Genomic DNA, 25,475 nt, shown 5'->3' with positions numbered 1-25,475 from the left:
CCTCCTCGTGGATGAGGAACCCCCGACCCGGGCCTTGCCCCACCCCAACTTTGTGCGCGAGCATAAATATTGGGGGTTCCCCCAAGTAACACTGTTATGGGCGAAATCGCGGGCTGGGTGGCTGGAAACGCGCGCTCCTGTGGCGTTTTGACACTCAACACGTCCGCTGGGGCTTCCCGCCCGCTCGGACCCGGACCAGCCGCCTCCCGTCTCGGAGCGCCAGGCCCACCCGAGACACTCCCTCGGCCCGGACAGACGCGGCCCTCGTCGAGTCTCCTGGCGCCCCATCGCCCCCGGCCCGGGCCGGAACGCCTCCCAGGCCCACCAGGCCGCACCCGGCCCTCGCTCAGACCCCCGTGTCACGGCATCTGGCGGCCCCAGCACCGGCCCGGCCCTCACCGAGTCCCTCGGACGTCACACCCCCGCCCACTCTCGACATGCCACTCTCGGCACGACGACGAGGGCGCGGAAATGTGAGCACTCGCACGCGTGGAGCGACCGTCGCCCACCCGTGGCCGAAGATCACCCGGACGGGACTCTCTTTACCGACGGATTACCCGACTCCGCCCGTTCCCCCGGCGCCCGTCACCCGTCACTGGGCCCGGCCCCGCGCGCTGGCGTGCGGGAAGTCGTCGGCGACCGTGGCCGCCAGCTCCAGCAGGGCCAGCCGGGTGGCCGGGGCCAGCCGGTCCAGCTCGATCTCCGCGCCCTCCTCCAGGTGCGGGTCGAACGGGATGCGGCAGACCGCGCGGCACCGCGCCGCGAAGTGCTGCGCCAGCTTGTCCAGGTCGACCTTGCCCGAGCCGGGACGCACCGAGTTGATCACCGCGACCGACCGGGACACCAGCTCGCGGTAGCCGTGCGCGTCCAGCCAGTCCAGGGTGGCCGAGGCGCTGCGGGCGCCGTCCACCGAGCCGGACGACACGATCACCAGCGAGTCGGCCAGCTCCAGCACGCCCTTCATGGCCGAGTGCATCAGACCGGTGCCGCAGTCGGTGAGCACGATGTTGTAGAAGTGCTCCAGCAGCTCGACCGTGCGCCGGTAGTCCTGCTCGCTGAACGCCTCGGACACGGCCGGGTCCTGCTCGCTGGCCAGCACCTCCAGCCGGCTCGGGCCCTGCGAGGTGTAGGCGCGGATGTCGCTGTACTTGCGGACCCGGCTGGCGTCCCGCAGCAGGTGCCGCACGGTCGCCGTCGTCTCCAGCGGGATCTTCTGCGCCAGCGTGCCCCGGTCGGGGTTGGCGTCCACGGCGATCACCCGGTCGCCGCGCAGGGACGAGAAGGTCGAGCCGAGGGTCGTGGTGGTGGTCGTCTTGCCGACGCCGCCCTTCAGGCTGAGCATCGCGATCTTGTAGCAGCCGTGCAGGGGCTGGTTGATCCGGGCGATCAGCTCCCTGCGGTGCAGGTCGGCCGCGCTCTCACCCAGGTTGATCGTCCGGCCGGAGGCCAGGTACAGGGCCCGGCGCCAGCCGGACTGCGGCGGCCGCTTGCCCTGCTTGATGAGCTGGGAGGAGGACAGGTCCTGCTGGTTCGGCCGGGCGGCCTGCTGCGGGTGCTGCGCCGCCGGCGCGCCGGTCGCGCCGGGCTGGACCATCCCCTGCTGGTAGTACCCGGGCTGGGCCGCCTGCTGGGGGCCGGAGGCGTGCTGCTCCACGTAGTACGGCCCCGAGGCGTGCGGGTCGACCGGGTACGGCCCGGAGGGGCCACCCGCGACCTGGTGCGGACCGGACGGCCCGCCGGACACCGGGTAAGGCCCGGAGGGACCCCCGCCGACCGGGTACGGGCCCGACGCGCCGCCGCTCACCTGATAGGGACCGGACGCACCGCCACTCACCTGGTACGGGCCGGAGGCGCCGCCACCGACCGGGTACGGGCCGGAGGCTCCCCCGCCCACCTGGTACTGACCCGAGCTGGACGGGTCGGCGTAGAGCGGGGCCGGCTGCTCGACCGGCCGGCCCGTCGGGTCCACGGGATGGGGACCGGAGGGACCGCCCGCCACCTGGTGCCGCCCGGAGGCCGAGGGATCGACGCGTCCCGCGCCCGCCGGCTCCGACTGCTGGGCCGGCGTGGCCCCCGGCTGCTGCCACTGCCGGCCTTCGGGCTCCTCGTAGCGTCCGGTCACCGCTGGAGTCCTCCCCCTTGGGCGTTTCCTGTCGCGACCGGAAGGTAGTGCCAGCACCGCCGCCGAGTCGACCTGGGGTCGGCCAAGACGATAACAGTCGTCGCAGGTGGTCGCGCCCGAACGGGTCAGACTCCCGCGTAGGAGTGCAGTCCCGTGGTGACCAGGTTGACGAAGAACAGATTGAACACGGTGGTGGCGAAACCGGCGACGTTCACCCATGCGGCGCGACTGCCCCGCCAACCGGCGGTCGCCCGGGAGTGGAGGTAGGCGGCGTAGATCACCCACGAGATGAAGGCGACCGTCTCCTTCGGGTCCCAGCCCCAGTACCGGCCCCACGCCGACTCGGCCCAGACGGCGCCGGCGATGATGCCGAAGGTCAGCAGCGGGAAGGCGAACACCGAGATCCGGTACGAGGTCTTGTCCAGGGCCGCCGACTCCGGGAGTCGGGCGGCGAGCCGGGCGAAACGCTTCGGGTTGGCCTCGTTGCTGGCCTTCACGATGAACAACGCGCTGGTGACGCCGGCGACGAGGAAGGCGCCGCTGGCGATCACCGCGGCGGACACGTGGATCACGATCCAGTACGAGCGCAGGGCCGGCACCACCGGGGCGGCGTCCGCGTAGAGCAGCTTGGCCGCGATGAACAGCATGATGCCGACCGGCGTCAGCACGAACGCGCCGAGCTGGCGCACCGGGTGCCGTCGCACCATCACCAGCCAGGCCACCACCGCGGCCAGGCACACCGCGGAGATGTACTCGTACATGTTGCCCCACGGCACGCGGCTGGTGGCCAACCCGCGCAGCACCAGCGAGGCCAGGTGCAGCAGGGCGCCGAGCACGGTGAGCGCCACGCCCATCCGGCCCAGCCGCTCGGGCAGCAGGCGCTCCCCTGGCGGCGGAGGGGCCGGGCGCTCGGCCACCACGGTGCCGCCGCCAACACCCGCCGCGACGGCGTTCCTGCTCTCCCGCTTCGCCGCCTGCCGACCGAACGCGTTCTCGGCGGCGTGCAGCAGCATCGCCAGGAAGTAGACCGCCATGGCGCTGACCACGGACAGGTCGCTGTACTGCGAGTACGTCTGGTTGATCGGCATCAGGGCACGTCCCGTCGTTCGGGGCCGCCGCCCACGGCGGCCCTGGGTCGGCCGACGGCCAGCAAACCGTCGGCAAGCCTGGTGAACTCCTCGCCGTACCCGGCCTGGTCCGTGCGGGCGAGCCCGCCGACCTCGACGACCGTACGACCGGTCCCGTCCGCGCCGCCGGACGGGGAGGCCCGCACCCACAGCCGGCGTCGTTTGATGAGCAGCGAGCCGCCGAGGCCGACCAGCACGAGCACGGCGGCCACGAGCACCCACTCCTGGGCCGGGTCGTGCGAGACCTGGAGCGACACCCAGTTCTCCACGCCGTCGAACCGGATGCGGGTGCCGTCCTCCAGGGTGAGCTCCTGCCCCAGCTCCAGGTTCTTCCTGGCCACCTTCACGAGCCTGCCGGCGTCCACCATGGACCGGTCGATGCTGAAGATGGACTGCGGGGTGCCGGAGTCGGCGCCCAGGTCGCCGAGGTAGACGTCCACGGCGACGGCCGGCCGGTTGGGCATCGGGAACACCGAGGTGAGCACCGTGCCGTCGTAGCCGGCGGTGGGCGCGAACAGGCCGGTGATCGCGAGCTGCGTCTTCCGCCGCTGCTCCGGGTCGGTGACGCCGGGCCGGTCGAACTTGGTGGCGCCCTCGGAGAGCAGGGTGGCGTTGTCCATCGGCTTCCACTGCACGGACCCGGTGCGCTGCTGTCCGTCGGGGAAGGTCACCACGAACCGGGGGGCGTAGCCGTGGCCGAGCAGGTACACGCGGTTGCCGTTGACCCGCAGCGGGCTGTTGACCTCCAGCCCGTACTTCTGCCACTCGTCCGAGCCGCCCCCGGTGGCCGCGGAGCCGTCCTGGTAGGAGATGTCCGCGTGGAAGCTGTCGGCCTGGCCGGTGTGCAGGTACTTGGCCTGGAAGTTCTCCACCCTGACGCAGAACGGCGCCAGCTCGGTGCCGTCGACTCGCAGGCCCGGCCGGAACGAGTCGTAGGCGAACAGGCCGGAGTTGCACCACTGCCGGTTCTCGGTGCCGTCGGCGCGGACGATGACCTGGCCCTCGTAGCCGTACAGCTTGCCGACGGCCAGGCCGACGAGCAGCAGCATCATCGAGAAGTGGAAGACGAGGTTGCCGGCCTCGCGCAGGAAGCCGCGTTCAGCGCTGAGGGTGCGGACGCCGTCGGCTTCCTCGCGCACCGCCACCCGCCAGCCCCGCAGTCGCTGCCTGGCGTGGGCGATCACGCTGTCCGGGTCGGCGTCGACCTCGGCCCGCGCGTGGTGCGGCATGCGGGTGAGGCGGCGCGGTGTGAGGCTGGGCTCGGCCCTGAGCTGCTGCGCGAACTCGACCGTGCGGGGCGCGATGCACCCGATCAGCGAGACGAACAGCATCAGGTAGACCGCGGCGAACCAGGGCGCCGCGAAGACGTTGAAGAAGCCGAGCTTGTCCAGCCACGGCCCGACGACGTCGTGCTGGGCCTTGTACTCGGCCACCTTCGCCGAGTTCAGCGAGTACTGCGGCAGCAGCACGCCGGGCAACGCGGCCAGCGCGAGCAGGAACAACAACACCAGCGCGGTCCGCATGGCGGTCAGGCCGCGCCAGGTGTTCCTGAGGAAGGCGAGCACGCCGGCCATCAGATCGGCGTCTCGAATCCGGCGATCGGCGTCCGCAGCCAGGCCACCAGCTCACCCCACATCCCGGTCACCAGCAGCACTCCCACGACGATCAGCAGGACTCCCCCGGCGACCTGCACGTGACGGCCGTGCCGGCGCAGCCAGCCGGTGGCCCGCACGGCCCACCGGGCGCCCAGCGCCAGCACCACGAACGGCAGGCCGAGGCCGAGGCAGTAGGCGAGGATCAGGGCCACGCCCCGGAAGCTCCCGCCCCCGGTGCCCGCGGCCACGGCGACCACGCCGGTGAGCATCGGCCCCATGCACGGCGTCCAGCCGAGGCCGAACAGCGCCCCGAGCAGGGGCGCGCCCGCGAGGCCGAGCCGGGGGACCCGGTGTGAGCGGACGTCCCGTTGCAGGGCGGGGACGAGCCCGACGAAGACCAGCCCCATCAGGATGGTCACGACGCCGCCGACCCGTTGCAGCAGCTCCATGTTGCCGAACAGGGCGTCGGACAGGCCGACCACGCCCAGCATCATCACGGCGAAGACCACGGTGAACCCGGCGACGAACAACGCGGCCGCGCCGGCCACCCGCCAGCGCCCGCGCGGGCGCGGCTCGCCGGCCTCGACGGGCGGCGCCTCGGCGCCCACGACTCCCGCGAGGTAGGCGAGGTAACCCGGCACGAGCGGCACGACGCACGGGGAGGCGAAGGACACCGTGCCCGCCAGCATCGCCATGGCCGCCGCCAACAGCAGCGGCCCGGACACCGCCAGGCCATTGAAGTCCACGGCCCGTCAGCGTAGGCAAACGTGTTGGGTGACTACGCACCGGCCCACCCGTCGGGTGACGCAGCCCGCACCGCGCTCCGCCGGCCGGGAGCCGGGACGGGCGGTCACGCCGGTTCGGCGGCGATCTGCTCCACCACGGGCCTGAGGTCCGTGTCGAGCAGCGGTTTCAGGAACACCGCGGCGACCCGGTGCTGGCGGTCCAGCACGATCGTCGACGGCACCGTGCTGCGCGGGTAGCCCTTCAGCCCGATCAGGGACCGGCCGGGCGGGTCGAACAGCGACGGGAAGGTGACCCCGTTGTTGCGGACGAAGTCCTGGGCCGCGCTGCGGTCGTCCTTCACGTTCACCCCGAGGAACTGGACCCCGGAGTCCTTGGTGGCCGCCGCCACGCGTTCGAGGTCGTCGGCCTCGCCCCGGCACGGCCCGCACCACGAGCCCCAGAGGTTGACCACCACGACCTTGCCGGCGTAGTCGGAGACGCTGATCCGCTTCCCCTGCTCGGTCAGGCTCTCCCCGGCGATCTCCGGGGCCTTCTTCCGGTCCGCGTCCCCGTACCGGATCTCCGTCTGCCCGCCCGGCGAGACGAACTGGAAGTCCCCGCCGGTGGCGACCGCGTCGCCCCCGGTCGAGCAGCCGGCCAGCGCCAGGACGGCGGCCAGGCCGGCGGCGATCCCCACCCCGAGACGACGGATGACCGGCCGCACGGTCACGCCCCGGTCACCGCGGGGTCGGTGCTGCCGGCCGGCTCGGCGTAGGCGATCCGGATCAGCTTCTCGTCCTCGAACACCAGGCTGGTCAACGAGGCCAGCGAGCACTGCCGGCGCCGGGGGTCGTGCCACAGCCGCCGGCCCTCCAGGAAGCGCCGCAGCGTCCAGATCGGGAGCTGGTGGGAGACGCACACGGCCTCGTGGCCGGCGGCGGCGGCCCTGGCCCGGTGCACGGCCGCCAGCATGCGGTGCGCGATCACCAGGTACGGCTCGCCCCAGGACGGTCTGAACGGGTTGCGCAGCTTCGGCCAGTGCTGCGGCGACCGCAGGGCGCCATCACCGACGGCCACCCGCAGCCCCTCGAACAGGTTGTCCGCCTCGATCAGCCGGTCGTCGGCCACGACCTCCAACGCGTGCGCCTCGGCGATCGGCCGCGCGGTCTGCTGCGCCCGCTCCAGCGGCGACGCCACCACGTGCGTCACGTCGTGGTCGGCCAGGTGCTCGGCGACCAGCTTGGCCTGCTGCTGGCCCGTGCCGGAGAGCCGGAAGCCGGGCAGCCGGCCGTAGAGGATGCCCTCCGGGTTGTAGACCTCGCCGTGCCGGAGGAGGTGGACGACGGTGCGGGTCACTTGCTCTCCTCCGGGGCCTGCGCCGCGGCGGCGGCCGCCGCGGCGTGCGGCAGCGCGTCCGCGATCACCTCGAACGCCGCGTCGTCCAGCGCCGCGGACACGAACCACGCCTCGAACGCGCTGGGCGGCGCGTAGACGCCGCGCTCCAGCAGCGCGTGGAAGAACGGCGGGAACCGCCAGGTCTGGGCCGCCTTCGCGGAGTCGTAGTCGCGCACCTCGTCGGCGGTGAAGAACACGCTGACCAGGTTGCCGGCGTACTGCACGCGGTGGGTGACGCCGGCCTCGGCGAGCGCCGCGCCGATCAGGTCGCCGAGCCGCCGGGCGTTGGCGTCCAGGGCGGCGTAGACCTCGTCGGTGGCGTTGCGGAGGTTGGCCAGGCCCGCGGCGACCGCCACCGGGTTCCCGGACAGCGTGCCCGCCTGGTACACCGGGCCGACCGGGGCCAGCCGCGCCATGATGTCGGCCCTGCCGCCGAAGGCCGCCGCGGGCAGGCCGCCCGACATGACCTTGCCGAAGGTGTAGAGGTCGCCGGCGACCCCGTCCAGGCCGTACCAGCCGGAGCGGGACACCCGGAACCCGGTCATCACCTCGTCCATGACCAGCAGCGCGCCGTGCTCGTGGCAGGCGTCGCGCAGGGCCGCGTTGAAGCCCTCCACCGGGGCGACCGCGCCCATGTTGCCGGCGGCGGCCTCGGTGATCACGCAGGCGACGTCCTCGCCGTGCTCGGCGAGGACCGCCCGCACCGCGTCGATGTCGTTGTAGGGCAGGACGATCGTGTCGGCGGCCTGCGCGCCGGTGACGCCGGGGGTGGTGGGCAGGCCCAGCGTGGCCACGCCCGACCCGGCGTGCGCCAGCAGCGCGTCCACGTGCCCGTGGTAGCAGCCGGCGAACTTGATCACCTTGCGCCGGCCGGTGAAGCCCCTGGCCAGGCGCACGGCGCTCATCGTGGCCTCGGTGCCCGAGTTGACCAGCCGGACCCGCTCGACCGGCTCCACCCTGGCGATGATCTCCTCGGCGAGTTCGATCTCGCCCTCGGTCGGCGTGCCGAAGGACAGGCCGTCGCCGGCCGCCCTCCGCACCGCCTCCACCACCGCGGGGTGGGCGTGGCCGAGGATCATCGGCCCCCACGAGGACACCAGGTCGACGTAGCGGTTGCCGTCGGCGTCCCACAGGTAGGCGCCCTCGCCCCGCACCATGAAGCGCGGTGTGCCGCCCACCGCGTGGAAGGCGCGCACCGGCGAGTTGACCCCGCCGGGGGTGGCGCTCGCCGCTCGCTCGAACAGGGCACGCGACGCGGCGGTGTTCGCCGCACCCGTCCTGGTCTCCGCCGTGTTCTCCGAGGCCGTCACGTCTCCCAGTGTCGCAGCCGGCTGAGGCGATCGGACGCACCCCCTGCGTGACCCGGATCTCCCCGCACGCGGACTGCCCGACCGCGCCGGACGGCCGCGCCGGGATGGGAGGACGGCCCGGGATGGGAGGACGGCCGGGACGGCTCAGCGCCGCCGACGGCCCCTGCCGCCGGCCCTGACCGCGAGCACGAGCTGACGCAGCGCGTCCAGCAGGGCGAACCCCGCCAGCGCCGCGAGCCCGACCGCGCTCGCCATCCAGTGGCCGTAGTAGCGGGTGACCCGCTGCACGGGATCTCCCTCCCGCCAGGCGGGGAACTCGACCACGACGGCGGCGCTCCGCCACGCCCACACCGCGGCCAGGACGAGCAGCACGGCCACGACGACCTCGGCGAGCGCGACGAGCGCGCGCCACGGCTGGTTCAACCGGGGCGAGGACCCGGCGCCGGGCACCGGCGGCGTGCCGGCGGGCACGGTGGTCTCTGCGGCGCTCACAGCTCGGCAGCTTCTCACGGCCGGCGCAGCAGACGCGCGACGGCGGCGCGCAGCGCCGCCGGATCGTGGGACCAGGCGAGCACGACGCTGCCGTCGTCCAACCGCAGGGGAACGGCCGTGGCGCCGCGCGGCGGCGTCCACCCTCCCCCGAGGACCCGGGCGCCGACCGGCGCGCCCACGTCCTCGACCTCGGCGATCCGGTCAACCGGCAGCTCTTCCCTGCCCTGGCGCAACACCGCCGGGGTCAGCGACACCGAGCAGGCCCGGCGCCGGGCATGGACCCACACCACGCTGCCGACGACCCACCCGGTCGCCGCCACCGACCAGGCGCCCCAGTGCGTCCCTCCGCCGACCGCCAGGTCCACGACCACCCCGACCACGGCGAGGGCCGGGCCCCAGAGCACCGGCCACCAGCTCGCCCCCGACTCGGAGTGGAGCACGGGCCGCGGCTCGCTCACGCCGGTCCCCGCGCCTCGGCCAGCCACCGGGTGGTGGACGGCACCCACAGCGTGACCAGCCCACCGACCAGCAGGACGAGGACGACCACACCGGTCACGGTCAGCCCGCCCGCGACCAGCAACAGGAAGAGCTGGAGCGCGCCGACCAGGGTCAACGCGGCCCGCGCCCACGCGCGGCCGCGACGCAGCGGCACGGCGAACCCGGCGCTGGCGGCGGCGAAGATCACGTTCACCGCGGCGTTCTGCCAGACGAGGCGGTCGACGACCTGGTCGACCTGGTCGGCGGCCACCAGGCCGCGGTCCAGCAGGTCCTGCCGGACCGCGCCCCGCCCCACCCAGAGCAGGCCGGCCTGCACCACGACGAACACGGCCAACGCCAGGAAGAAACCGACCGCGAGGTGCGCGGAGCGCGGCGCCCTGGTCTCGGTCACGCTTCCGTCGTCGCCCACGAGTTCCTCCGTCCGCCGCCGGGCCGCCTCCGTCGCAGGGTAGGACGCGACGCGCCGGGAGGAGGCGGTCATGCCCGGGATCGGGCGGCCACCGGCCAGCGCACCGCGTCTCACGGGCCGCGCGAACGCCACCCCTCGTCAGGGAGCCCCAGGTCGGGGCGATCGAAGGGGGCGCGCGCACTCCCCGTCGTCAGCCCACGCGCTGCTGGGCCCTGAAGTAGGCGTTGGCGTTGGGCAGGTACATCAACACGACCGCGACGACCGAAACCAGCGTCGACAGCAGCGACATCCAGGACAGGGAGAAGGCGAGGGACAGCGCGCCGAGCGCGGTGAGCACGGTGAGGGTGATCCGGGCCCAGTTCCGGCCCGCCCGCATCTTGAAGCCGAACAACACGTACAGCGTGGCGACGACGATCGCCACCACCGTGCTGGTCCCGATGGCCAGCGACACGCCCGCCTCGACCTGCTGGGCGGTCAGCGTCGGCTGGCTCGCCCTGGTCAGGCGGACCACCTCGTCGCGTTGGGTCACGAGGATCACCGGCGCGGCGAAGGACCACACCGCGCTGGCGATCCAGGTCCAGAACGAGACCGTGACCTCGACCGGACGCGGCGGGAGCGCCGCCTCGTGGGCGCTCAGCGGCGGCGCGGGGGGCAGGTGGTCGACGGGCGCCGGCGGCGCCGGAGGGAAGGGGGTCGGACCCTGGTCGGGTCTGGGTGAATCCGTCACGCCCCCACCGTAGATCGGACGAGCAAACACAAAACGTGACGTTGGGGCACACGCGGAGAACTCCGCCGCCCCAACGCCACGTTCGACCGGAACCGACGCGCGGCCCGACAGGACGGACGCCGGCCCGCCGGCCTCGCCCATCGGGAGGTCAGCCAGCCCAGAGGTCAGCCCCCGGGGCGACGCTGGCCCCGGAAGTAGGCGTTGGCGTTGGGCAGGAACATCAACACCGTGGCGACCACCGCGACCAGCGTCGACACCAACGACGGCCAGGACGGGTCCACGGCGGTGAACGACACGCCGAACACGGTGAGCACGGTGAGGGTGATCCGAGCCCAGTTCCGTCCAGCCCGCACCTTGAACGCGAACAGCAGGCAGAGCGCGGCGACGACGACCGCGAGCACCGCGCTGAACGCGATGGCCAGCATCACGGCGACGGCGACCTGCGGCCCCTCCAGCGTCGAGTCGCTCTCCAACGCCACCCGGACCGTCTCGTCCCGCTCGGAGATGAGCGCGACCGGCAGCAGGAGAGGCGACAACGCGCCGACGATCCAGGCCCAGAACGAGGCCGTGACCTCGACCGGACGCGGCGGGAGCGCCGCCTCGTGGACGCTCAGCGACGGCGCGGAGGGCAGGTGGTCGACGGGCGATGGGGGCGATGGGGGCGGGCTCTGATCAGCTCCTGGTGAATCCGTCACACCCCACCGTAGATCGGGCAAGCAAACACAAAACGAGACGTCGGGGCACTCGCGGAGAACTCCGCCGCCCCGACGCCACGTTCGACCGGAACCACCGCGCGGGTCGACGGGCCGGACGCCGGCCCGCCGGCCTCACCAGCCCCTCGACCCCCGAGGTCAGCCCGCCGGGCGACGCTCGCCGCGGAAGTAGGCGTTGGCGTTGGGCAGGAACATCAACACGACGGCGGCGATCGCGATCAGGGTGCCGACCGAGCCGGCCGAGGCCGCCGCGACCTGCACCAGCAGGAACAACGCCGTGACCACGGTGAGCGTGATCCGGGCCCAGTTCCGCCCGGCCCGCATCTTCACGGCGAAGAACACGTACAGGGCGGCCACGACCACGGCCACCACGATCGTCAGGCCGATGGTGACGTTGGCCAGCCGCTCGGCCTCCTCGGCGGTGATGTTGGGGTCCTGCCGCCGGATCTGGTCGACGGCCGCGTCCCGCTGCGTGAGGGTCAGCAGGGAGCTGAGCGCGCTGAGCACGGCGCTGGCGATCCAGATCCAGAACGAGATCCGCACCTCGCGGGGCGGCGCGGCCGCGGGCTGGGCGGGCGGCTCGGTCCACGGCGGCGCGGGAGGGTAGCCGGTGGCTCCCGGCAGCGGGGGCGGCGGTCCGCTGACCGGAGGGGCGACGGGCAGGCCGCCGTCCTCCTGCCCCGGCGCGGCGGCCTGGGGCCGCTCCGGCGCGGGCGGCCCGCCGGTGGGGCCGCCGGTGGGGCCGCCGCCGCGGGCGCCCGTGGCCTCGCCGGGCGGCGGTGTGGCGAGGGGGGTGGTCGGCGGCTCCGCCGGGGACGGCGGGAGACCGTCGGGCGGGACCGGCGTCGGCCCGCCGCCGGTCCCCTGCTGGGGCGGTGGCGCGGAAGGCGGCTGGTCCGACCGCTCCTTCCGCTCCTTCTCGGCGTCGTTGTCGTGGGGGGCGGTCACCCGCCGCAACCTAGGCCGGTCCCGGCGACTGATCCGCTTCAGCCGAGCAAAACCCCCGGAACGGGCGACACTCGTTCGTCCTAACGGGGAGGAGCGGCGAGCCGGGCCCGCCGGACGTGCCCCACGTGGGCGAACCAGCCGTTGACCCGCGGCAGGAACATCAGCACCAGCGCCGCCCCGTCGAGGCCCAGCGAGACCACGGCCACCACGACGTCGAACACGCCGACGCGGACCCCCAGCGCCCCGGCCAACCCGACCGAGACCCCGGCGAGGCCGACCAGGCCCCCGAGCAGGCCCAGCCCGCCCAGCACGGCGAGCACCACCCTGGCGGGGTTCCACCCCCTGGCCATCCGGTTGGCCAGGGCCACGTACAGCCCGAGCAACGCCAGCGCGAGCAACAGCCCGAACGCGACACCGCCGCTGGCCGCCTGGTCGAGCTGGTCCTGCCCCAGCTTCGGGTCGATCCGGCGCAGCTCGTCGACCAGCCGGTTGCGGTCGGCGAGCTTGACGACCGACCGCACGGCGCCCAGCAGCGCGCTGCTGATCCACAACCACCGGGCCACCACCAGGGGCCTCGGCGCGGGCGGCGGCTCCGGCACCGGTGGCGGCGCGACCGGGGACATCGGGTGCACGGTCAGCCCTCGCGGAGCCAGTGCGCCGCCTCGACCGCCCAGTAGGTCAGCACCGAGTCGGCGCCGGCCCTGCGGACGGAGGTGAGCGTCTCCAGGACCGTGCGGCGCCGGTCGAGCCAGCCGTTGGCCGCGGCCGCCTCGACCATCGCGTACTCGCCGGACACCTGGTAGGCGAACACCGGGACGGTCGACACCTCGGCCACGGCGCGCAGCACGTCCAGGTAGGGCAGGGCGGGCTTCACCATCACCGCGTCCGCGCCCTCGGCCAGGTCCAGGTCCAGCTCGCGCAGCGACTCGCGGAAGTTCGCCGGGTCCTGCTGGTAGGTCTTGCGGTCGCCGGTGAGCGCCGACTCCACCGCGTCCCGGAACGGCCCGTAGAACGCCGAGGCGTACTTGACGGAGTAGGCGAGGATGCCGGCGTCGGTGTGCCCCGCCTCGTCCAGCGCGGCGCGGATCACGCCCACCTGGCCGTCCATCATCCCGCTCGGGCCGACCATGTGCGCCCCGGCCTCGACCTGCGCCACCGCCATGTCGGCGTAGATCCGCAGCGTCGCGTCGTTGTCGACCGAACCGTCCTCGGCGAGCACCCCGCAGTGCCCGTGGTCGGTGAACTCGTCGAGGCAGCAGTCGGACATCAACACGGTCGCGTCGCCGACCTCGGCCCGCACGTCGCGCAGGGCCACGTTGAGGACGCCGTTCTCGTCGACCGCGCCGGACCCGGTCGCGTCCCTGGTCTCGGGGACGCCGAAGAGCATCAGCCCGCCGACGCCCGCCTCCACCGCCTCGACGGCGGCCTTGCGCAGCGAGTCGCGGGTGTGCTGCACGACGCCCGGCATCGAGGCGATCGGGATCGGCTCGCCGGCCCCCTCCCTGACGAACATCGGCAGCACCAGGTGGCGGGGCTCGACGCTCGTCTCGGCGACCAGGCGGCGCATCGCGGGGGTGGTCCGCAGCCGACGCGGACGGTGGGACGGGAACACCTCGACGTACTCCCTTCGGGGCGGGGCTCGACGCCGACCGCGCGCGGGACCGGGCGGACCCGGCGCGACGCGGTCGGCGTCGACCGGTCGGTCTCGGCGCGCCTCAGCGACGGGCGCGCTTGGTCTTGCGCGGCGGCGGCAGCGCGCCCTCGGCCCGCAGCCGGGCCGCGTGCTGCGCCAGGGCCTCGACCAGCGCCGGCACCTGGGCCACCTCCGGCTGGACGTCGACCCGCAGGCCGAACTCGCGGGCCGTCTCCGCCGTGGCGGGGCCGATGCAGGCGACGATCGTGCGGGCGTGCGGCTTGCCGGCGATGCCGACCAGGTTCCGCACGGTGGACGACGAGGTGAAGCACACCGCGTCGAACCCGCCGGTCTTGATCATCTCGCGGGTGTCGGCGGGCGGCGGCGCGGCCCTGACCGTGCGGTACGCGGTCACGTCGTCGATCTCCCAGCCGCGGTCCCGCAGGCCGGCCGCCAGCGTCTCGGTGGCGATGTCGGCCCTGGGCAGCAGCACCCGGTCCACCGGGTCCAGGATGTCGTCGTGCGGCGGGAAGTCGGCGAGCAGGCCCTCGCTGGTCTGCTCGCCGGAGGGGATCAGCTCCGGCTGGATCCCGAACGACCGCACCTTCTCCGCGGTGGCCTCGCCGATACAGGCGATCTTCACGCCGGAGAACGCGCGCGCGTCCAGGCCGAACTCGCGGAACTTCTCCCACACCGCGCGCACCGCGTTGGTGGAGGTGAAGATCACCCACTGGTAGCGGCCGTCGACCAGGCCCTTGACCGCGCGCTCCATCTGCGCGGGGCTGCGCGGCGGCTCGACCGAGATGGTCGGCACCTCGACCGGGATCGCGCCGTGCGAGCGCAGCCGGTCGCTCATCGCGCCCGCCTGCTCCTTGGTGCGCGGCACCAGGACCTTCCAGCCGTAGAGGGCCCGCGACTCCCACCAGGACAGCTTCGCCCTGCCGCCCGCCGCGGCGCCGATGGTCACCACCAGCGGGCCGGCCAGCTCGCCGGCGTCCGCGGCCAGCGTGGCCAGCGTGGTGTCCACCGTGCGCTGGCTGCACGTGGTGCCCTCGGCCGTCACCGCGACCGGGGTCTGCGCGGCCACGCCGTGCTCGACCAGCGCCGAGGCGGCCTCGGCGAGGTGGCTGCCGGTGGCGTGCAGCACGAGGGTGCCGGGAGCCGCGGCCAGGGCGGCCCAGTCCACGTCGCCGCGCACGTCGGCCTCGGTGTGCACCGTGCCGAGGGCGATGCCGGCGTAGGCGGGGACCGCCGTCACGCTGGCCACGCCGGGCACCACGTCGAAGGCGACGCTGGTGCGGGCGACGGCCTGCGCCTCCCTGACCACCGCGTCGGCGGTCAGCGGGTCACCGGCGACCAGGCGGACCACCGAGCGCCCGGACCTGGCCTCGGTGACCAGGTCCCTGGCCACGTCCGCCGGGTCGCCCACGGCCGGCCGCACCTCGGCGCCGTCCGGCGCCAACGCGACGACCTCGGCCGGGACGTCGGGGTCGGTCACCACCAGCGAGGCGCGGGTCAACAACTCCTGCGCCCTCACGGTGAGCAACCCCGCGTCGCCGGGGCCGGACCCCACGAAGGCGACGCGTCCGGGGGTCTTGCGTGCACGGGTGGTCATCAGGCACTCCCCATCCCATTCACTCCCCCGGGCCGCCGAGCACGGCGGCGCCGAGGTCGAGCAGTTCCGCGGCCAACGCCCGGCCGAGCTGCTCTGCTGCGGTCGTCTCACCGGTGGTCGAGGCGCGCAACAGCTCGTCGTCCGGCGTGGCGGCCACCCCACGCAACGACAGCCGGAGGACGGAGCGGACCGCGCCCGCGGCGCTCTCGTCCAGGTCCTCGACCACCTCGGCCAGTGCGCCGACAGGCGCGGAACAGCCCGCCTCGAGCGCGGCCAGCATGGCGCGCTCCGCGGTGACCGCGGCCCGGCTGGCCGGATCGTCCAAAGTGGACTGAAGGAGGTGCTCGACGTCCACGTCGTCGACGCGGCACTCCACCGCGAGCGCGCCCTGCGCGGGGGCGGGCAGCATCTGTAGCGGATCGAGCACCTCGGTGATCGCGTCGAGCCGGCCCAGCCTGGCCAGCCCGGCGCGGGCGAGCACGACGGCGTCCAGCTCGCCGTCGGCAACCTTGCGCAGTCGGGTGTCCACGTTGCCGCGGATCGACACCACCTCCAGCCCGAGGCCGAGCGCGCGCAACTGCGCGGCCCGACGGGGCGAGCCGGTGCCGACGGTGGAGCCGGGGGGCAGCTCGCCGAGCGTCAACCCGTCCCTGGCCACCAACGCGTCCCTGGGGTCCTCCCGCCGGGGCACGGCGGCCAGCGACAGCCGGGCGTCCGGAGCGGTCGGCAGGTCCTTGAAGGAGTGCACGGCGACGTCCACCTCGCCGTGCGCGAGGGCGTCGCGCAGCGCCGAGGTGAACACGCCGATCCCGATCTCGGCGATCGGGGCGGAGGAGCGGTCGCCGGGCGTGCTGACCGTCACGATCTCCACCCGGGCGCCCGCCCGCTCCAGCGCCGCCGCGACCGTGCCGGTCTGCGCCAGCGCCAGGGCGCTGCCCCTGGTCCCGATCCGCAACGTCCGGTTCACCGCTTGTCACCGTCCTGTCCGTGGTCGACGGTCCTCGGGGCCGTCAGGGCCGCCGGCGCGGTCGAGTCGAGGCCGAACAGCTCGCGCAACGCGTCCGCGTAGCTCGACCCGCCAGGGGCGGCGGCCAGCTCCTTGACCCGCACCGTCGGGGTGTGCAGCAGCTTGTCCACGACCCGGCGCACCGTGCGGGCCAGCTCGTCGCGCACGGTGGCGTCCAGTTCGGGCAGCCGCGAGTCCAGCCGCAGCAGCTCGGCGTCGACCACCTCGGCGGCCCGCCGGCGCAACGCGGTCACGGTCGGCGTCACCTCGGCCGACCGCTGGGCGGCGAGGTAGGCCCGCACGCCCTCGGCCACCAGCTCGGCGGCGCGCCGGGTGTCCGCCCCGGCGGGCGCCTCGCGCAGGCGACGCCGCAACGTCTCCAGGTCCACCACGGTCACGCCGGGCAACTCGCCGACGGCGGGGTCGACGTCCCTGGGCAGGCCGAGGTCGCAGACCACCAGGGGACGGGTCCGCCCGTCGCGCGCCTCGGCGACCATGGCGACGTCGACGACCGACTCCACCGCGCCGGTGCAGGCCACCAGCAGGTCGGCGGCGGCCAGCTCGCCGACCACCTCGGTCAGCGGGACGGCCCTGGCCGGGGTGCCCTCGGCGGCGCTGAGCGCGGCCAGCCGCTCGCCGTTGGCCGTGGTGCGGTTGGCGACCACGACCTCGCCGATCCCGGCCCGCCGCAGGTGCGCGGCGGCCAGCCCGGCCATCGAGCCGGCGCCCACGATGAGCGCGCGCCGGCCGGCCAGCCCGTCGAGCACCCGCTCGGCGTCGGCGAGGGCCTCGGTCACCACGGACGCGCCGGCGTGGTCGATCCCGGTCTCGGCGTGCACCCGCTTGCCGACCCGCAGCGCCTGCTGCACGACCTCGTGCACGACGCGGCCGGTGGTGCCGGCCGCCTCGGCCTCGGCGTAGGCGGCGCGGAGCTGCCCGAGGATCTGGGCCTCGCCCACGACCATCGAGTCCAGCCCGGCGGCCACCGAGAACAGGTGCTCGGCCGCGGCGCCCGCGTAGTGGACGTAGAGGTGCGGCACCAGGTCCGCGACGTCGCAGCCCGCGTGCCGCGCCAGCACCCCGGTGATGTCGGCGAGCCCGCCGTGGAAGGCCTCCACGGCCGCGTAGACCTCCACCCGGTTGCAGGTGGACAGCAACACGGCCTCGCCGACGTTGGGGCAGTCGAGCAGCTCGCCGAGGAGCTTGCCGACCTCACCGCCCGACACCGCGACACGTTCGAGCACCCGCACCGGCGCGGTGCGGTGGGACATGCCGACCGCGAGCAGGCTCACCGGCGCATCACCACCCCGTCCACATCGGACAGATCCGCCCCCTCCGCCGCGGCCTCGGCCGCCTCGTCGGCGCGCCGGGCCACGTGGAAGGACAGGATCTGCATCTCCACAGCCAGGTCGACCTTGCGCACCTCGACGTCGTCCGGCACCTGGAGCACGACGGGCGCGAAGTTCAGGATGCACTGCACGCCGGCGGCGACCAAGCGGTCGCAGACCTCCTGGGCCGCGGGCGGCGGGGTGGCGATGACGCCGATGGAGATCTCCCGCTCGGCCACCACCCTGGGGATGTCGTCGACGTGGTCGACGGGGATGCCGCCGACGGGGACGCCGATCAGGTCGGGGTCGACGTCGAACAGGGCCGCGACCGGGAAGCCGCGTCCGGGGAAGCCGCCGTAGTTGGCCAGGGCGTGCCCGAGGTTGCCGATGCCCACGACGCACACGCTGTGCTTGCGGGTCAGACCGAGGATGCGCTCGATCTGGCCGACCAGCACCTCGACGTCGTAGCCGACGCCGCGGGTGCCGTAGGAGCCGATGTAGGAGAGGTCCTTGCGCAGCTTCGCCGAGTTGACCCCGGCGGCGGAGGCCAGCTCCTCACTGGAGATCGTGTTCACGCCCTGCTCGACCAGCCCGGACAGGACCCGCAGGTAGATGGCCAGCCGGGCGACGGCGGCCTCGGGGATGGCCCTGGCCCGCTCCCGCGCGGTCGGCTCGGCGGTCTCGGCGACCTGCTCGGCGGGGGCGGCGCCCGCGGAGCCGGTGTCCTCGACCGCGACCCGGGGGGCCGCGACGCGATCCGCTCCGGGTGCGGTCGGGGTGCCGGTCACGACCTCGCCACCCTCGTCCCGCTGTCCCGCCACGCTGAACTCCCTCTGCCCGGTGCTGCGCCCGCCCCCCGCCGAGAGCGGTCCAGGGCGGCGGCCCGGGACGGCTCGGGAGGGCCAGGGTGGATTCCGAGTGGTTTCCGCCGAAGCCCTTGACGGCGCGACGAAGACACGGTAGCCGCTTGTGAACGCAGGCACAAAGTCGCGCGTGTCGGGCATGACGAGACGCACACGGGCATTGCGACGCAGGTCACGGCCGTCGCCCGAACGGCCTAGCGCCCCGTCGCGACCCCCGCGCGGTCCGTCGCGGACGCCCGTCCGCCGCGCGCGCCGCGCCCCGGGCGTCGCCGGCGGCGTCCGCCGGTCGTGGGTCTCCGGTCGGCCAGGGACGTCACCCGGGCAGGCGGGAATCCGGGGCGCCGGTCAGCGGGCCAGGGCGCGCCGGAAGCGCTCCTCCTCGACCTTCCAGTACCCGTGCTCCGCGCCGTCGATGAGGATCACCGGGACGCGGTCGCCGTACTCGGCCCGCAGCTCCGGGTCGGTGTCGACGTCCACCGCCGACCACTCCACCGCCAGCTCGCCGCAGATGCGCCGCACGTCGGCCTCGGCCACCTCGCAGGCGTGGCAGCCCTGCCTGGTCATCAACGTCACCTGGTGCGACACGCCCGCTCCTCCCACGACGACCCGACGCTGCGCGAGGAACACAGAAAAGCACAGGCGTCCCGCCCTGCCCGACGTCGGGCAGGGCGGGACGCCTCGACGAGGTGGGTCCGTCCTCAGCGGTCGAGCAGAGCCCGACCGATCACCAGGCGCTGGATCTGGTTCGTGCCCTCGACGATCTGGAGCACCTTGGCCTCCCGCATGTAGCGCTCGACCGGGTAGTCCTCGACGTACCCCGCGCCGCCGAGCACCTGGACCATGTCCGTGGTGACCTTCATGCACGTGTCGGTGGCGACCAGCTTGGCCATGGCGGCCTGCGTCGCGTAGGGCCGCCCGGCGTCCTTGCGGCGCGCCGCGGCCAGGTAGAGCTGCCGGGACGCCTCGACGCCGGCCGCGGCGTCGGCGAGCAGGAACGACACGCCCTGGAAGTCCCCGATGGGGCGGCCGAAGGCGGTCCGCTCGCCCGCGTACTCCACGGCGACGTCCAGCGCGGCCTGCGCCAGGCCCACCGCGCACGCCGCGATGCCCAGCCGTCCGGCGTCCAACGCGGCCATCGCCACGCCGAAGCCCTCGCCCTCCGCGCCGATCCGCCGCTGCTCGGCCACCCGCGCGCGGTCGAAGACCACCTGGGCGGTGACCGAGGACTTCATGCCCATCTTGCGCTCGGCGGGAGCGGCCACCATGCCCGGTGTGCCGGCCTCGACCAGGAACGCGCTGATCCCCTTCGCGCCCTCGCCGCCGGTGCGGGCCAGCAGGGTGCAGAAGTCCGCCACCCCGCCGTGGGTGATCCACGCCTTCGTGCCGGTGACCAGGTAGTCGCCGTCGGGCTGGCGCTCCGCCCTGGTGCGCAGGGCGGCCGCGTCCGACCCGCAGTGCGGCTCCGACAGGCAGTACGCGCCGAGCAGCTCGCCGCCGAGCATGTCCGGCAGCCACCGCCGCTTCTGCTCCTCGGTGCCGAAGCTCGCCAGGCCGTGGCAGGACAGCGTGTGCACGCTGACGCCGAGGCCGACCGCGAGCCAGGCGCGGGCCAGCTCCTCGACGACCTGGAGATAGACCTCGTAGGGCTGGCCGGAGCCGCCGTACTCCTCCGGGTACGGCAGGCCGAGCAGGCCCGCGCGGCCGAGGGTGCGGAACAGCTCCCTGGGGAACTCCCCGGTGCGCTCGGCCTCCGCGGCGCGGGGCGCCAGTTCGCGGGTGGCGAGGTCCCTGGTGAGGTCCAGCAGCGCCGCCGCGTCGTCGGTCGGGAGTTGGCGGTCGATCACGGGCGCGCCCATACCGGCGTCCTCCAACAGTGGCACGGGTCTCGGTGTCCCGATAGTAGGACGCCCAACGGTCGGAAAGTCAGCCTCTTCGGGCTCGGAACCGTGTCAGCCGGCTGTGGCGCACGTCACCGACGAGGACCACGTGTTCAGCGCAACGCGCGGCGGGCCAGCTTGCCGGTCGGCGTGTGCGGCAGCTCGTCGACGAACTCCACCTGGGTGGGGACCTTGAACTTCGCCAACCGCGCGGCGCAGTGCTCGCGAACCCGCTCGACCGTCAGCCCGGCGCCGGGCTCGGGCACCACCACCGCCCTGACCGCCTCCCCGGTGTCCGGGTCGGGCACGCCCACGGCGGCCGCCTCCGCGACCCCGGGCAGCTCGCACAGCACGTGCTCGACCTCGTGGGGGTAGACGTTGAACCCGTTGACGATGATCAGGTCGCCGGCGCGGTCCACGAGGTGGAGGTCGCCGTCGGCGTCCAGGTATCCCACGTCGTTGGTGCGGAACCAGCCGTCGGCCGAGGGACCGCCGGCCCCGTCCGGCCAGTAGCCCAGGAACAGGTTGGCGCCCCTGGCGGCCACCAGGCCGGTGCCCGCCGCGTCCTCCCCCATGTCCACGCCGTCGGGCAACGGCTCTCCGTCGACGTCCACCAGGCGCAGCTCGACCCCGGGCAGCGGGCGGCCCACCGCGCCCGGCTTGGGCCGGCCGGACACCAGCGTCGAGGTCAGGACCGGCCCCGCCTCGGTGAGGCCGTAGCCCTCGAACACGTCCAGCCCGCTGGCCCGTCGGAAGGCGGCCAGCACGTCCGGCTCCAGTGGGGCCGCGCCGGAGCCGAAGACGCGGACCGTGGTGAACCCCGCGCGCAGCCGCTCGGCGGGCAGGCGCAGCCACGCCGCGTACATCGGCGGCACGCCCACGACCGCCGTCACGCGGTGCCGCTCGACGACCGCCAGCGCCTCCTCGGGGTCGAAGCGCTCCATCAGGACGGCGGTCGCCCCCGAGGCGGCCACCTGAAGCAGGCCCGGCCCCAGTCCGTAGGCGTGGAACAGCGGCACGGCGAGGAGCACCCGGTCGGCGGCCGTGACCGGAGCCGGGCGGAGCGCGGCGCACTGCTCGACGTTCGCCAACAGGGCGCGGTGGGGGAGCATCGCGCCGCGCGGCGCGCCCGAGGTGCCGGAGGTGTACGCCAGCACGGCCAGGTCCTCGCCCGCGCCAACAGCCTCGAACGGTTCCGCCGCCGCCTCGGGGTCCGGTGGCTCCTGCGTGGGCACACCCGACACGCCAGGGGCGTCCCCGACGACGAACACCGCGCCGCTGTCGGTCAGCACGTGCTCCAGTTCCCGTTCCGGCGCTCCGGGCGCCATCGGGACGACGACGCACCCGGCGCGGAGCGCGCCCAGTACCGCCACGCAGAACGCGGTGCCGGTCGGCAGCCGGACGCCGACCCGGTCGCCGGGCCGCGCGCCGAGGGCGCGCAGCCGGCGCGCCTCGGCGTCCACGGCCGCGTCGAGCTGGGCCCAGGTCCTGGTCGTCCCGGCGGTGACGTCGACAAGGGCCGGGTGCTCCCCGCCCCGCGCGGCGGCCCTCCTGACGAGCTCGGCGACGTTGCCGAGAGCGGGAACACGCGTCATCGGGACCTCCTCACGGCCGGGTGAACCCGGATCGGGCCGTCGCGTCCCGGTCTCCGGCCTTCGCTGCACTCTGTAGCCGAGTTCCGATGATCACGCCAGACACCGCCGGTGTCGAAACGGCCCCGTGTCGCGACGGCGACCACGGCGCGGGGCCGTTCCCGGAGAACCGGTGTCTCCCGCGCGCCGAAACATCCGAAACTTTCTCATATTCAGCGGTTCCGCGTTTCCCGGAGAGACTTCTCGGGAGGGCGTCCCCCCGGGAATGCGGCCCTGGTTTTCCGGCGGGGTTCCGGCTAAGAAGGGCGACGTGCGGTGATCACGGCCGACCACGCCGGAGCCGACGACCAGAAGGACAGCGGACAGCGTTGACGGTGGGACGACAGAGTTGCCTCGCGGACGTCATCGGCTCACGTCGGGCGCGGGCGCGCCCCTCGGCGCCCCGCGGTCGACGCCCGCGTCGGGAGAACACCGAGAACGCCGCCCCCACCTCGGGCCCGGCGCGGCCGGTGTTTCCCGTTCGGAGGAGCGGGGCCGCCGACCCGGCGAGCCGTCTCCCTTTCGATATCAACTCCAGACCCTACTTCCGAGTAACTACCCGTATGCTGCCCGTGCGGCTCAGGGTGGCGGCGGTCACCCGAGGCAGTCGAGCGAGGGAGTGGCACATGCCCCGATCGCTGGGTCAGCTCCGCCGGCCGCGCGCGTCGCGCGCGCCGGGCGCCCGGCACGCCCTGCGCCCCCCGACCGCGGCGGCCCGTCGCCCGACGGGGGCCCCTCCCCGGACGTCCGACCTCCCTCCGACGCGCCCGACGCGCCCGACGCGCCAGGCCCGCCGGTCGGCTCCCCTGCCGGCGCCGCCCCGGTCAGCGGCTCGTGCCGGCGAGCGGGGACGAGACCCGCTCCGGCACACGCTCCCCTCCCGCTCACGGTGGCGCGCTGATCATGGGGCGAGCCGAAGAGGAGAGGCCGAGGACCGATGACCTCTTCGGCCCGGCAGCACTCGCCGCACACGTATGCCCCCGACCGGAACGCGCCAGGGGAGGAGCCGTCCGCTCCCGACCTCGGCACGCCGATCTCGGAGGCCACCGCGACCGCGACCGCCACGGCGGCGACCGCGACCACCGCCGCGCACTCGGCCGACCAGTCCGACTCCTGGGAGCTGGTGCGCGCCGCGCAGCGCGGCGACACCCGCGCCTTCGGCCTGCTCTACGACCGCTATGTGGACGTCGTGTACCGGTACGTGCTGTTCCGCGTCGGCGACCGGACACTGGCCGAGGACGTCACGAGCGAGACCTTCCTGCGCGCGCTGCGCCGCATCGGCTCAGTCAGCTACCAGGGACGCGACGTCGGCGCGTGGTTCGTGACCATCGCCCGCAACCTGGTGCTGGACCACGTGAAGTCCAGCCGGTACCGCCTGGAGGTGCCCACCGCGGAGCTGGCCGAGAGCCGGCAGGTGGAGAGCGGCCCCGAGCAGGAGGTGCTGGACGAGGCGATCCACACCGAGTTGTTGCGGTGCGTCGGCCAGCTCAACAACGACCAGCGGGAGTGCATCGTGCTGCGGTTCATGCAGGGCCTCTCGGTGGCGGAGACGGCGAAGGTGATGGGCCGCAACGAGGGGGCGATCAAGGCGCTCCAGCACCGCGCCGTGCGCCGGCTCGCGCAGCTCCTGCCCCGGGAGCTGCGCTGAGCGGGACACGGCCGACCGGGGTGACAGCGCGCCCTGGTCTGATCAGGGGAGGACCCCCGGTCCGTCGCGGCGCGCCGACCACCCGGGAGGCGCAACGGCCACCTACCCCCGGTGGCGTAACCCACCTGGTCGGTGGATCGTTTCTCCGGACAGGTCGACGCGGGATGGGTGCGGGACGGTGACCACGGGACGCGCTCCCTTCGGGGACAGGGGCAGGCGAGGGCGGTTCGCCCGCGCCACGGAGGCGTTGCCGACGCTGACCCCTCCCGCCCACACCCGCGACCGGGCGGACCAGGACCGGGACGGCGCGCCGCCGCCGTTCGACCGGCTCGACGACCGCCTGACCAGCGAACTCGCGGTCGTCGCCCTGCTGCGCCGGTCCGCCGACGACCTCGGCCCCGACCCGGCGGCGCGGGACCGGATGCGCGAACGCCTGCTCGCCGAGATCGCCGCGCGACCACCGGTCGAGCCGCAGGGCCCGGCCCCGGCCCGAGGTCCGCGCCGTCGCCGGGGACGGCGGCCACCGGGCAGGGGCCGCACGGCCCGCCGCCCGCATACCGGGCCGGGGGCCGACACCGACCCCGCTCCGGAAGAGCCGGGCGCCCGGCACGGCGCGCACGGCCGCCTCGCGGTGGCGCTCGTCGCCGCGTTGTGCCTGGTGTTGTCGTTGTCCGGGATGAGCCTCCTCCTGAGCAGGGACGCGTTGCCCGGCGATCCCCTCTACCGGGTCAAGCGCAGCGCCGAGAACGCCAGCCTGGGGCTGACCTTCGGCGACGAGTCGCGGGCGGCCAGGCACCTGGAGCTGGCGGCCTCCCGCATGGGCGAGATCGAGGCGCTGGCCGGCAGGCGTCACCCGCCGGCGGACGACTACCTCACGGCGCTGGCCGACTTCGAGGAGGACGCGGCCGCCGGGTCCCGCCTGCTCGCGCAGCTCGGTGGCTCGGGCGACGCCCACTCGCTGGAGGCGCTGCGGGGTTGGGCCGAGCAGCAGGAACGCCGGCTGTCCGGCAGCGCCGCCGCGCTGCCCCGCGCCGTCGCGACCCGGGCCGAGGCGACCTCCGCCCTGCTCACCCGGATCAGGGACAGGGCAGCCGCCCTCGTCGGCCGGGCCGGCTGCGCCAGTGTCTCCACCGGCGCCGCCGACGACATCGGGCCGCTCCCGGCGACCGAACCGTGCGTCCCGGTCCCCGCCCGACGCGATCCCCCGGCGCCCGCACGCCCCTCCGGGGCCGACATCCCCGCCTCGACGGCGGGGCCGCCGTCCGCGCGACCGGTCGGACCGGACGCCGAGCCGCCCCAGCCGTCGGTGCTGGCCGAGCCGCCGGCGGGGACCGACCAGCCGGAGCGCCCCGCGCCGGACCGTCCCGGGCGGCTCGACCAGCCCGACCAGGTCTCCCCGACCCCGGGTCCCCGGGTGCTCGGGCCGTCGCCCGGCGGCCGGAGCGACCACCACCGCGCCCCCACGACGCGGACGCTTCCCCGGCCGTTCGCCACGTTCCCGCCCTTCGGGCCGGTTCTGCCCGGGTGGCACGACCGCTGAGCCCGGTCGGCGGGCCACCCCCTTCTCCGTCGGCCCCCGCGGGTCGGCGGCGACCTCTCCCCGGCCACGGCGGAAGCCCTCCGAGCGTCGCCGCCCCGCCGCCGGTCCCTCTCAGGACCGGCGTGGCCCCCGGAAGGAGGGCATCGCGCGCCAGGACGCCCTGACCCGTGCACTCCTGGTGACCACGGCCCCGAGATCGCAGTGGCCGCCCACTCCACCAGGGGCATGCCCGACCTGGTCCCGACCGCCGCCGGCGGCGGTCGGACGACGGC

At 74.6% G+C, this 25,475-nt stretch carries 24 protein-coding genes; 2 read left to right on the top strand and 22 right to left on the bottom strand.

The genetic code is table 11. The features are described from left to right. Positions 1-592 precede the first annotated feature (592 nt). The 22 genes from LX15_RS27350 to LX15_RS27245 form a co-directional block, all read right to left on the bottom strand. Positions 593-2,122 (bottom strand): AAA family ATPase, encoded by a 1,530-nt coding sequence (locus LX15_RS27350; protein WP_253672837.1) that lies wholly within the window; start codon positions 2,120-2,122, stop codon positions 593-595. A gap of 125 nt (positions 2,123-2,247) precedes the next feature. Next, positions 2,248-3,210: a c-type cytochrome biogenesis protein CcsB gene (gene ccsB, locus LX15_RS27345; protein ID WP_253672834.1), complete on the bottom strand. Its 963-nt coding sequence runs from the start codon at positions 3,208-3,210 to the stop codon at positions 2,248-2,250. Next, the gene (resB, locus tag LX15_RS27340; protein ID WP_253672832.1) at positions 3,210-4,823 is read right to left on the bottom strand and encodes a cytochrome c biogenesis protein ResB; all 1,614 of its coding nucleotides are present in this window, start codon (positions 4,821-4,823) and stop codon (positions 3,210-3,212) included. The genes ccsB and resB overlap by 1 nt, the downstream gene beginning before the upstream one ends. Then, entirely contained in the window at positions 4,823-5,539 is a 717-nt protein-coding gene (locus tag LX15_RS27335) for a cytochrome c biogenesis CcdA family protein (RefSeq protein WP_253672846.1), read from the bottom strand. The genes resB and LX15_RS27335 overlap by 1 nt, the downstream gene beginning before the upstream one ends. Positions 5,540-5,694: 155 nt before the next feature. Then, on the bottom strand, positions 5,695-6,300 hold the full coding sequence (locus LX15_RS27330) for a TlpA family protein disulfide reductase (protein WP_253672830.1): 606 nt from the start codon (positions 6,298-6,300) through the stop codon (positions 5,695-5,697). Further along, positions 6,297-6,926: a histidine phosphatase family protein gene (locus LX15_RS27325; protein WP_253672828.1), complete on the bottom strand. Its 630-nt coding sequence runs from the start codon at positions 6,924-6,926 to the stop codon at positions 6,297-6,299. Before LX15_RS27325 ends, LX15_RS27330 begins: the two co-directional genes overlap by 4 nt. Next, entirely contained in the window at positions 6,923-8,275 is a 1,353-nt protein-coding gene (gene hemL / locus LX15_RS27320) for a glutamate-1-semialdehyde 2,1-aminomutase (RefSeq protein ID WP_253672826.1), read from the bottom strand. Before hemL ends, LX15_RS27325 begins: the two co-directional genes overlap by 4 nt. Before the next feature lie 144 nt (positions 8,276-8,419). Beyond that, positions 8,420-8,767, bottom strand: a complete 348-nt coding sequence (locus LX15_RS27315; RefSeq protein WP_253672824.1) for a hypothetical protein — start codon at positions 8,765-8,767, stop codon at positions 8,420-8,422. A 14-nt stretch (positions 8,768-8,781) separates the two neighbouring features. Further along, positions 8,782-9,225 (bottom strand): transport-regulating membrane protein Mce1N, encoded by a 444-nt coding sequence (gene mce1N / locus LX15_RS27310; RefSeq protein ID WP_253672822.1) that lies wholly within the window; start codon positions 9,223-9,225, stop codon positions 8,782-8,784. Beyond that, the gene (locus tag LX15_RS27305; RefSeq protein WP_253672820.1) at positions 9,222-9,674 is read right to left on the bottom strand and encodes a hypothetical protein; all 453 of its coding nucleotides are present in this window, start codon (positions 9,672-9,674) and stop codon (positions 9,222-9,224) included. Before LX15_RS27305 ends, mce1N begins: the two co-directional genes overlap by 4 nt. 190 nt (positions 9,675-9,864) lie before the next feature. Beyond that, positions 9,865-10,401, bottom strand: a complete 537-nt coding sequence (locus LX15_RS27300) for a hypothetical protein (protein WP_253672818.1) — start codon at positions 10,399-10,401, stop codon at positions 9,865-9,867. A gap of 164 nt (positions 10,402-10,565) precedes the next feature. Continuing rightward, a complete protein-coding gene (locus LX15_RS27295; protein ID WP_253672816.1) occupies positions 10,566-11,096 on the bottom strand; it encodes a hypothetical protein in 531 nt (176 codons plus the stop codon). A 156-nt stretch (positions 11,097-11,252) separates the two neighbouring features. Then, complete coding sequence (locus tag LX15_RS27290; protein WP_253672814.1) at positions 11,253-12,062, bottom strand: hypothetical protein; 810 nt, start codon at positions 12,060-12,062, stop codon at positions 11,253-11,255. An 80-nt stretch (positions 12,063-12,142) separates the two neighbouring features. Then, positions 12,143-12,685: a hypothetical protein gene (locus LX15_RS27285; protein WP_253672812.1), complete on the bottom strand. Its 543-nt coding sequence runs from the start codon at positions 12,683-12,685 to the stop codon at positions 12,143-12,145. An 11-nt stretch (positions 12,686-12,696) separates the two neighbouring features. Then, entirely contained in the window at positions 12,697-13,674 is a 978-nt protein-coding gene (gene hemB, locus LX15_RS27280) for a porphobilinogen synthase (protein WP_253672810.1), read from the bottom strand. Between the two features lie 103 nt (positions 13,675-13,777). Beyond that, positions 13,778-15,310 carry a bifunctional uroporphyrinogen-III C-methyltransferase/uroporphyrinogen-III synthase gene (locus LX15_RS27275; RefSeq protein ID WP_253672808.1) on the bottom strand — a complete coding sequence of 511 codons (1,533 nt, stop codon included), beginning with the start codon at positions 15,308-15,310 and terminating at the stop codon, positions 13,778-13,780. Positions 15,311-15,329: 19 nt separating this feature from the next. After that, the gene (gene hemC / locus LX15_RS27270; RefSeq protein ID WP_253672806.1) at positions 15,330-16,277 is read right to left on the bottom strand and encodes a hydroxymethylbilane synthase; all 948 of its coding nucleotides are present in this window, start codon (positions 16,275-16,277) and stop codon (positions 15,330-15,332) included. Beyond that, entirely contained in the window at positions 16,274-17,608 is a 1,335-nt protein-coding gene (locus tag LX15_RS27265; protein WP_253672804.1) for a glutamyl-tRNA reductase, read from the bottom strand. Before LX15_RS27265 ends, hemC begins: the two co-directional genes overlap by 4 nt. Then, the gene (locus tag LX15_RS27260; protein WP_253672802.1) at positions 17,605-18,465 is read right to left on the bottom strand and encodes a redox-sensing transcriptional repressor Rex; all 861 of its coding nucleotides are present in this window, start codon (positions 18,463-18,465) and stop codon (positions 17,605-17,607) included. The genes LX15_RS27265 and LX15_RS27260 overlap by 4 nt, the downstream gene beginning before the upstream one ends. 387 nt (positions 18,466-18,852) lie before the next feature. Beyond that, the gene (locus LX15_RS27255) at positions 18,853-19,092 is read right to left on the bottom strand and encodes a glutaredoxin family protein (protein ID WP_253672800.1); all 240 of its coding nucleotides are present in this window, start codon (positions 19,090-19,092) and stop codon (positions 18,853-18,855) included. Positions 19,093-19,205: 113 nt separating this feature from the next. Beyond that, positions 19,206-20,363, bottom strand: a complete 1,158-nt coding sequence (locus tag LX15_RS27250) for an acyl-CoA dehydrogenase family protein (protein WP_253672798.1) — start codon at positions 20,361-20,363, stop codon at positions 19,206-19,208. Between the two features lie 134 nt (positions 20,364-20,497). Continuing rightward, positions 20,498-21,979 (bottom strand): AMP-binding protein, encoded by a 1,482-nt coding sequence (locus tag LX15_RS27245; protein WP_253672796.1) that lies wholly within the window; start codon positions 21,977-21,979, stop codon positions 20,498-20,500. Between the two features lie 973 nt (positions 21,980-22,952). Here LX15_RS27245 and LX15_RS27240 point away from each other — a divergent pair. Together LX15_RS27240 and LX15_RS33310 are read left to right on the top strand one after the other, a co-directional pair. Further along, on the top strand, positions 22,953-23,663 hold the full coding sequence (locus LX15_RS27240) for a sigma-70 family RNA polymerase sigma factor (protein ID WP_253672794.1): 711 nt from the start codon (positions 22,953-22,955) through the stop codon (positions 23,661-23,663). 178 nt (positions 23,664-23,841) lie between these two features. Continuing rightward, a complete protein-coding gene (locus LX15_RS33310) occupies positions 23,842-25,203 on the top strand; it encodes a DUF5667 domain-containing protein (protein ID WP_253672792.1) in 1,362 nt (453 codons plus the stop codon). The last annotated feature ends 272 nt before the right edge of the window (positions 25,204-25,475 follow it).

This window comes from Streptoalloteichus tenebrarius, from assembly GCF_024171885.1.
Taxonomy (GTDB): domain Bacteria; phylum Actinomycetota; class Actinomycetes; order Mycobacteriales; family Pseudonocardiaceae; genus Streptoalloteichus; species Streptoalloteichus tenebrarius.
Note: the sequence above shows the minus strand (reverse complement) of the source record. Positions and strands in the feature narration are given on the sequence as shown.

What these genes read in the sequence shown, in the direction of transcription:
- ccsB (WP_253672834.1), bottom strand. Translation starts at nt 3,210, where the DNA reads ATGCCGATCAACCAGACGTACTCGCAGTACAGCGACCTGTCCGTGGTC.
- resB (WP_253672832.1), bottom strand. Translation starts at nt 4,823, where the DNA reads ATGGCCGGCGTGCTCGCCTTCCTCAGGAACACCTGGCGCGGCCTGACC.
- LX15_RS27335 (WP_253672846.1), bottom strand. Translation starts at nt 5,539, where the DNA reads ATGGCGATGCTGGCGGGCACGGTGTCCTTCGCCTCCCCGTGCGTCGTG.
- LX15_RS27285 (WP_253672812.1), bottom strand. Translation starts at nt 12,685, where the DNA reads ATGTCCCCGGTCGCGCCGCCACCGGTGCCGGAGCCGCCGCCCGCGCCG.
- LX15_RS27275 (WP_253672808.1), bottom strand. Translation starts at nt 15,310, where the DNA reads ATGACCACCCGTGCACGCAAGACCCCCGGACGCGTCGCCTTCGTGGGG.
- LX15_RS27250 (WP_253672798.1), bottom strand. Translation starts at nt 20,363, where the DNA reads ATGGGCGCGCCCGTGATCGACCGCCAACTCCCGACCGACGACGCGGCG.
- LX15_RS27245 (WP_253672796.1), bottom strand. Translation starts at nt 21,979, where the DNA reads ATGACGCGTGTTCCCGCTCTCGGCAACGTCGCCGAGCTCGTCAGGAGG.
- LX15_RS27240 (WP_253672794.1), top strand. Translation starts at nt 22,953, where the DNA reads ATGACCTCTTCGGCCCGGCAGCACTCGCCGCACACGTATGCCCCCGAC.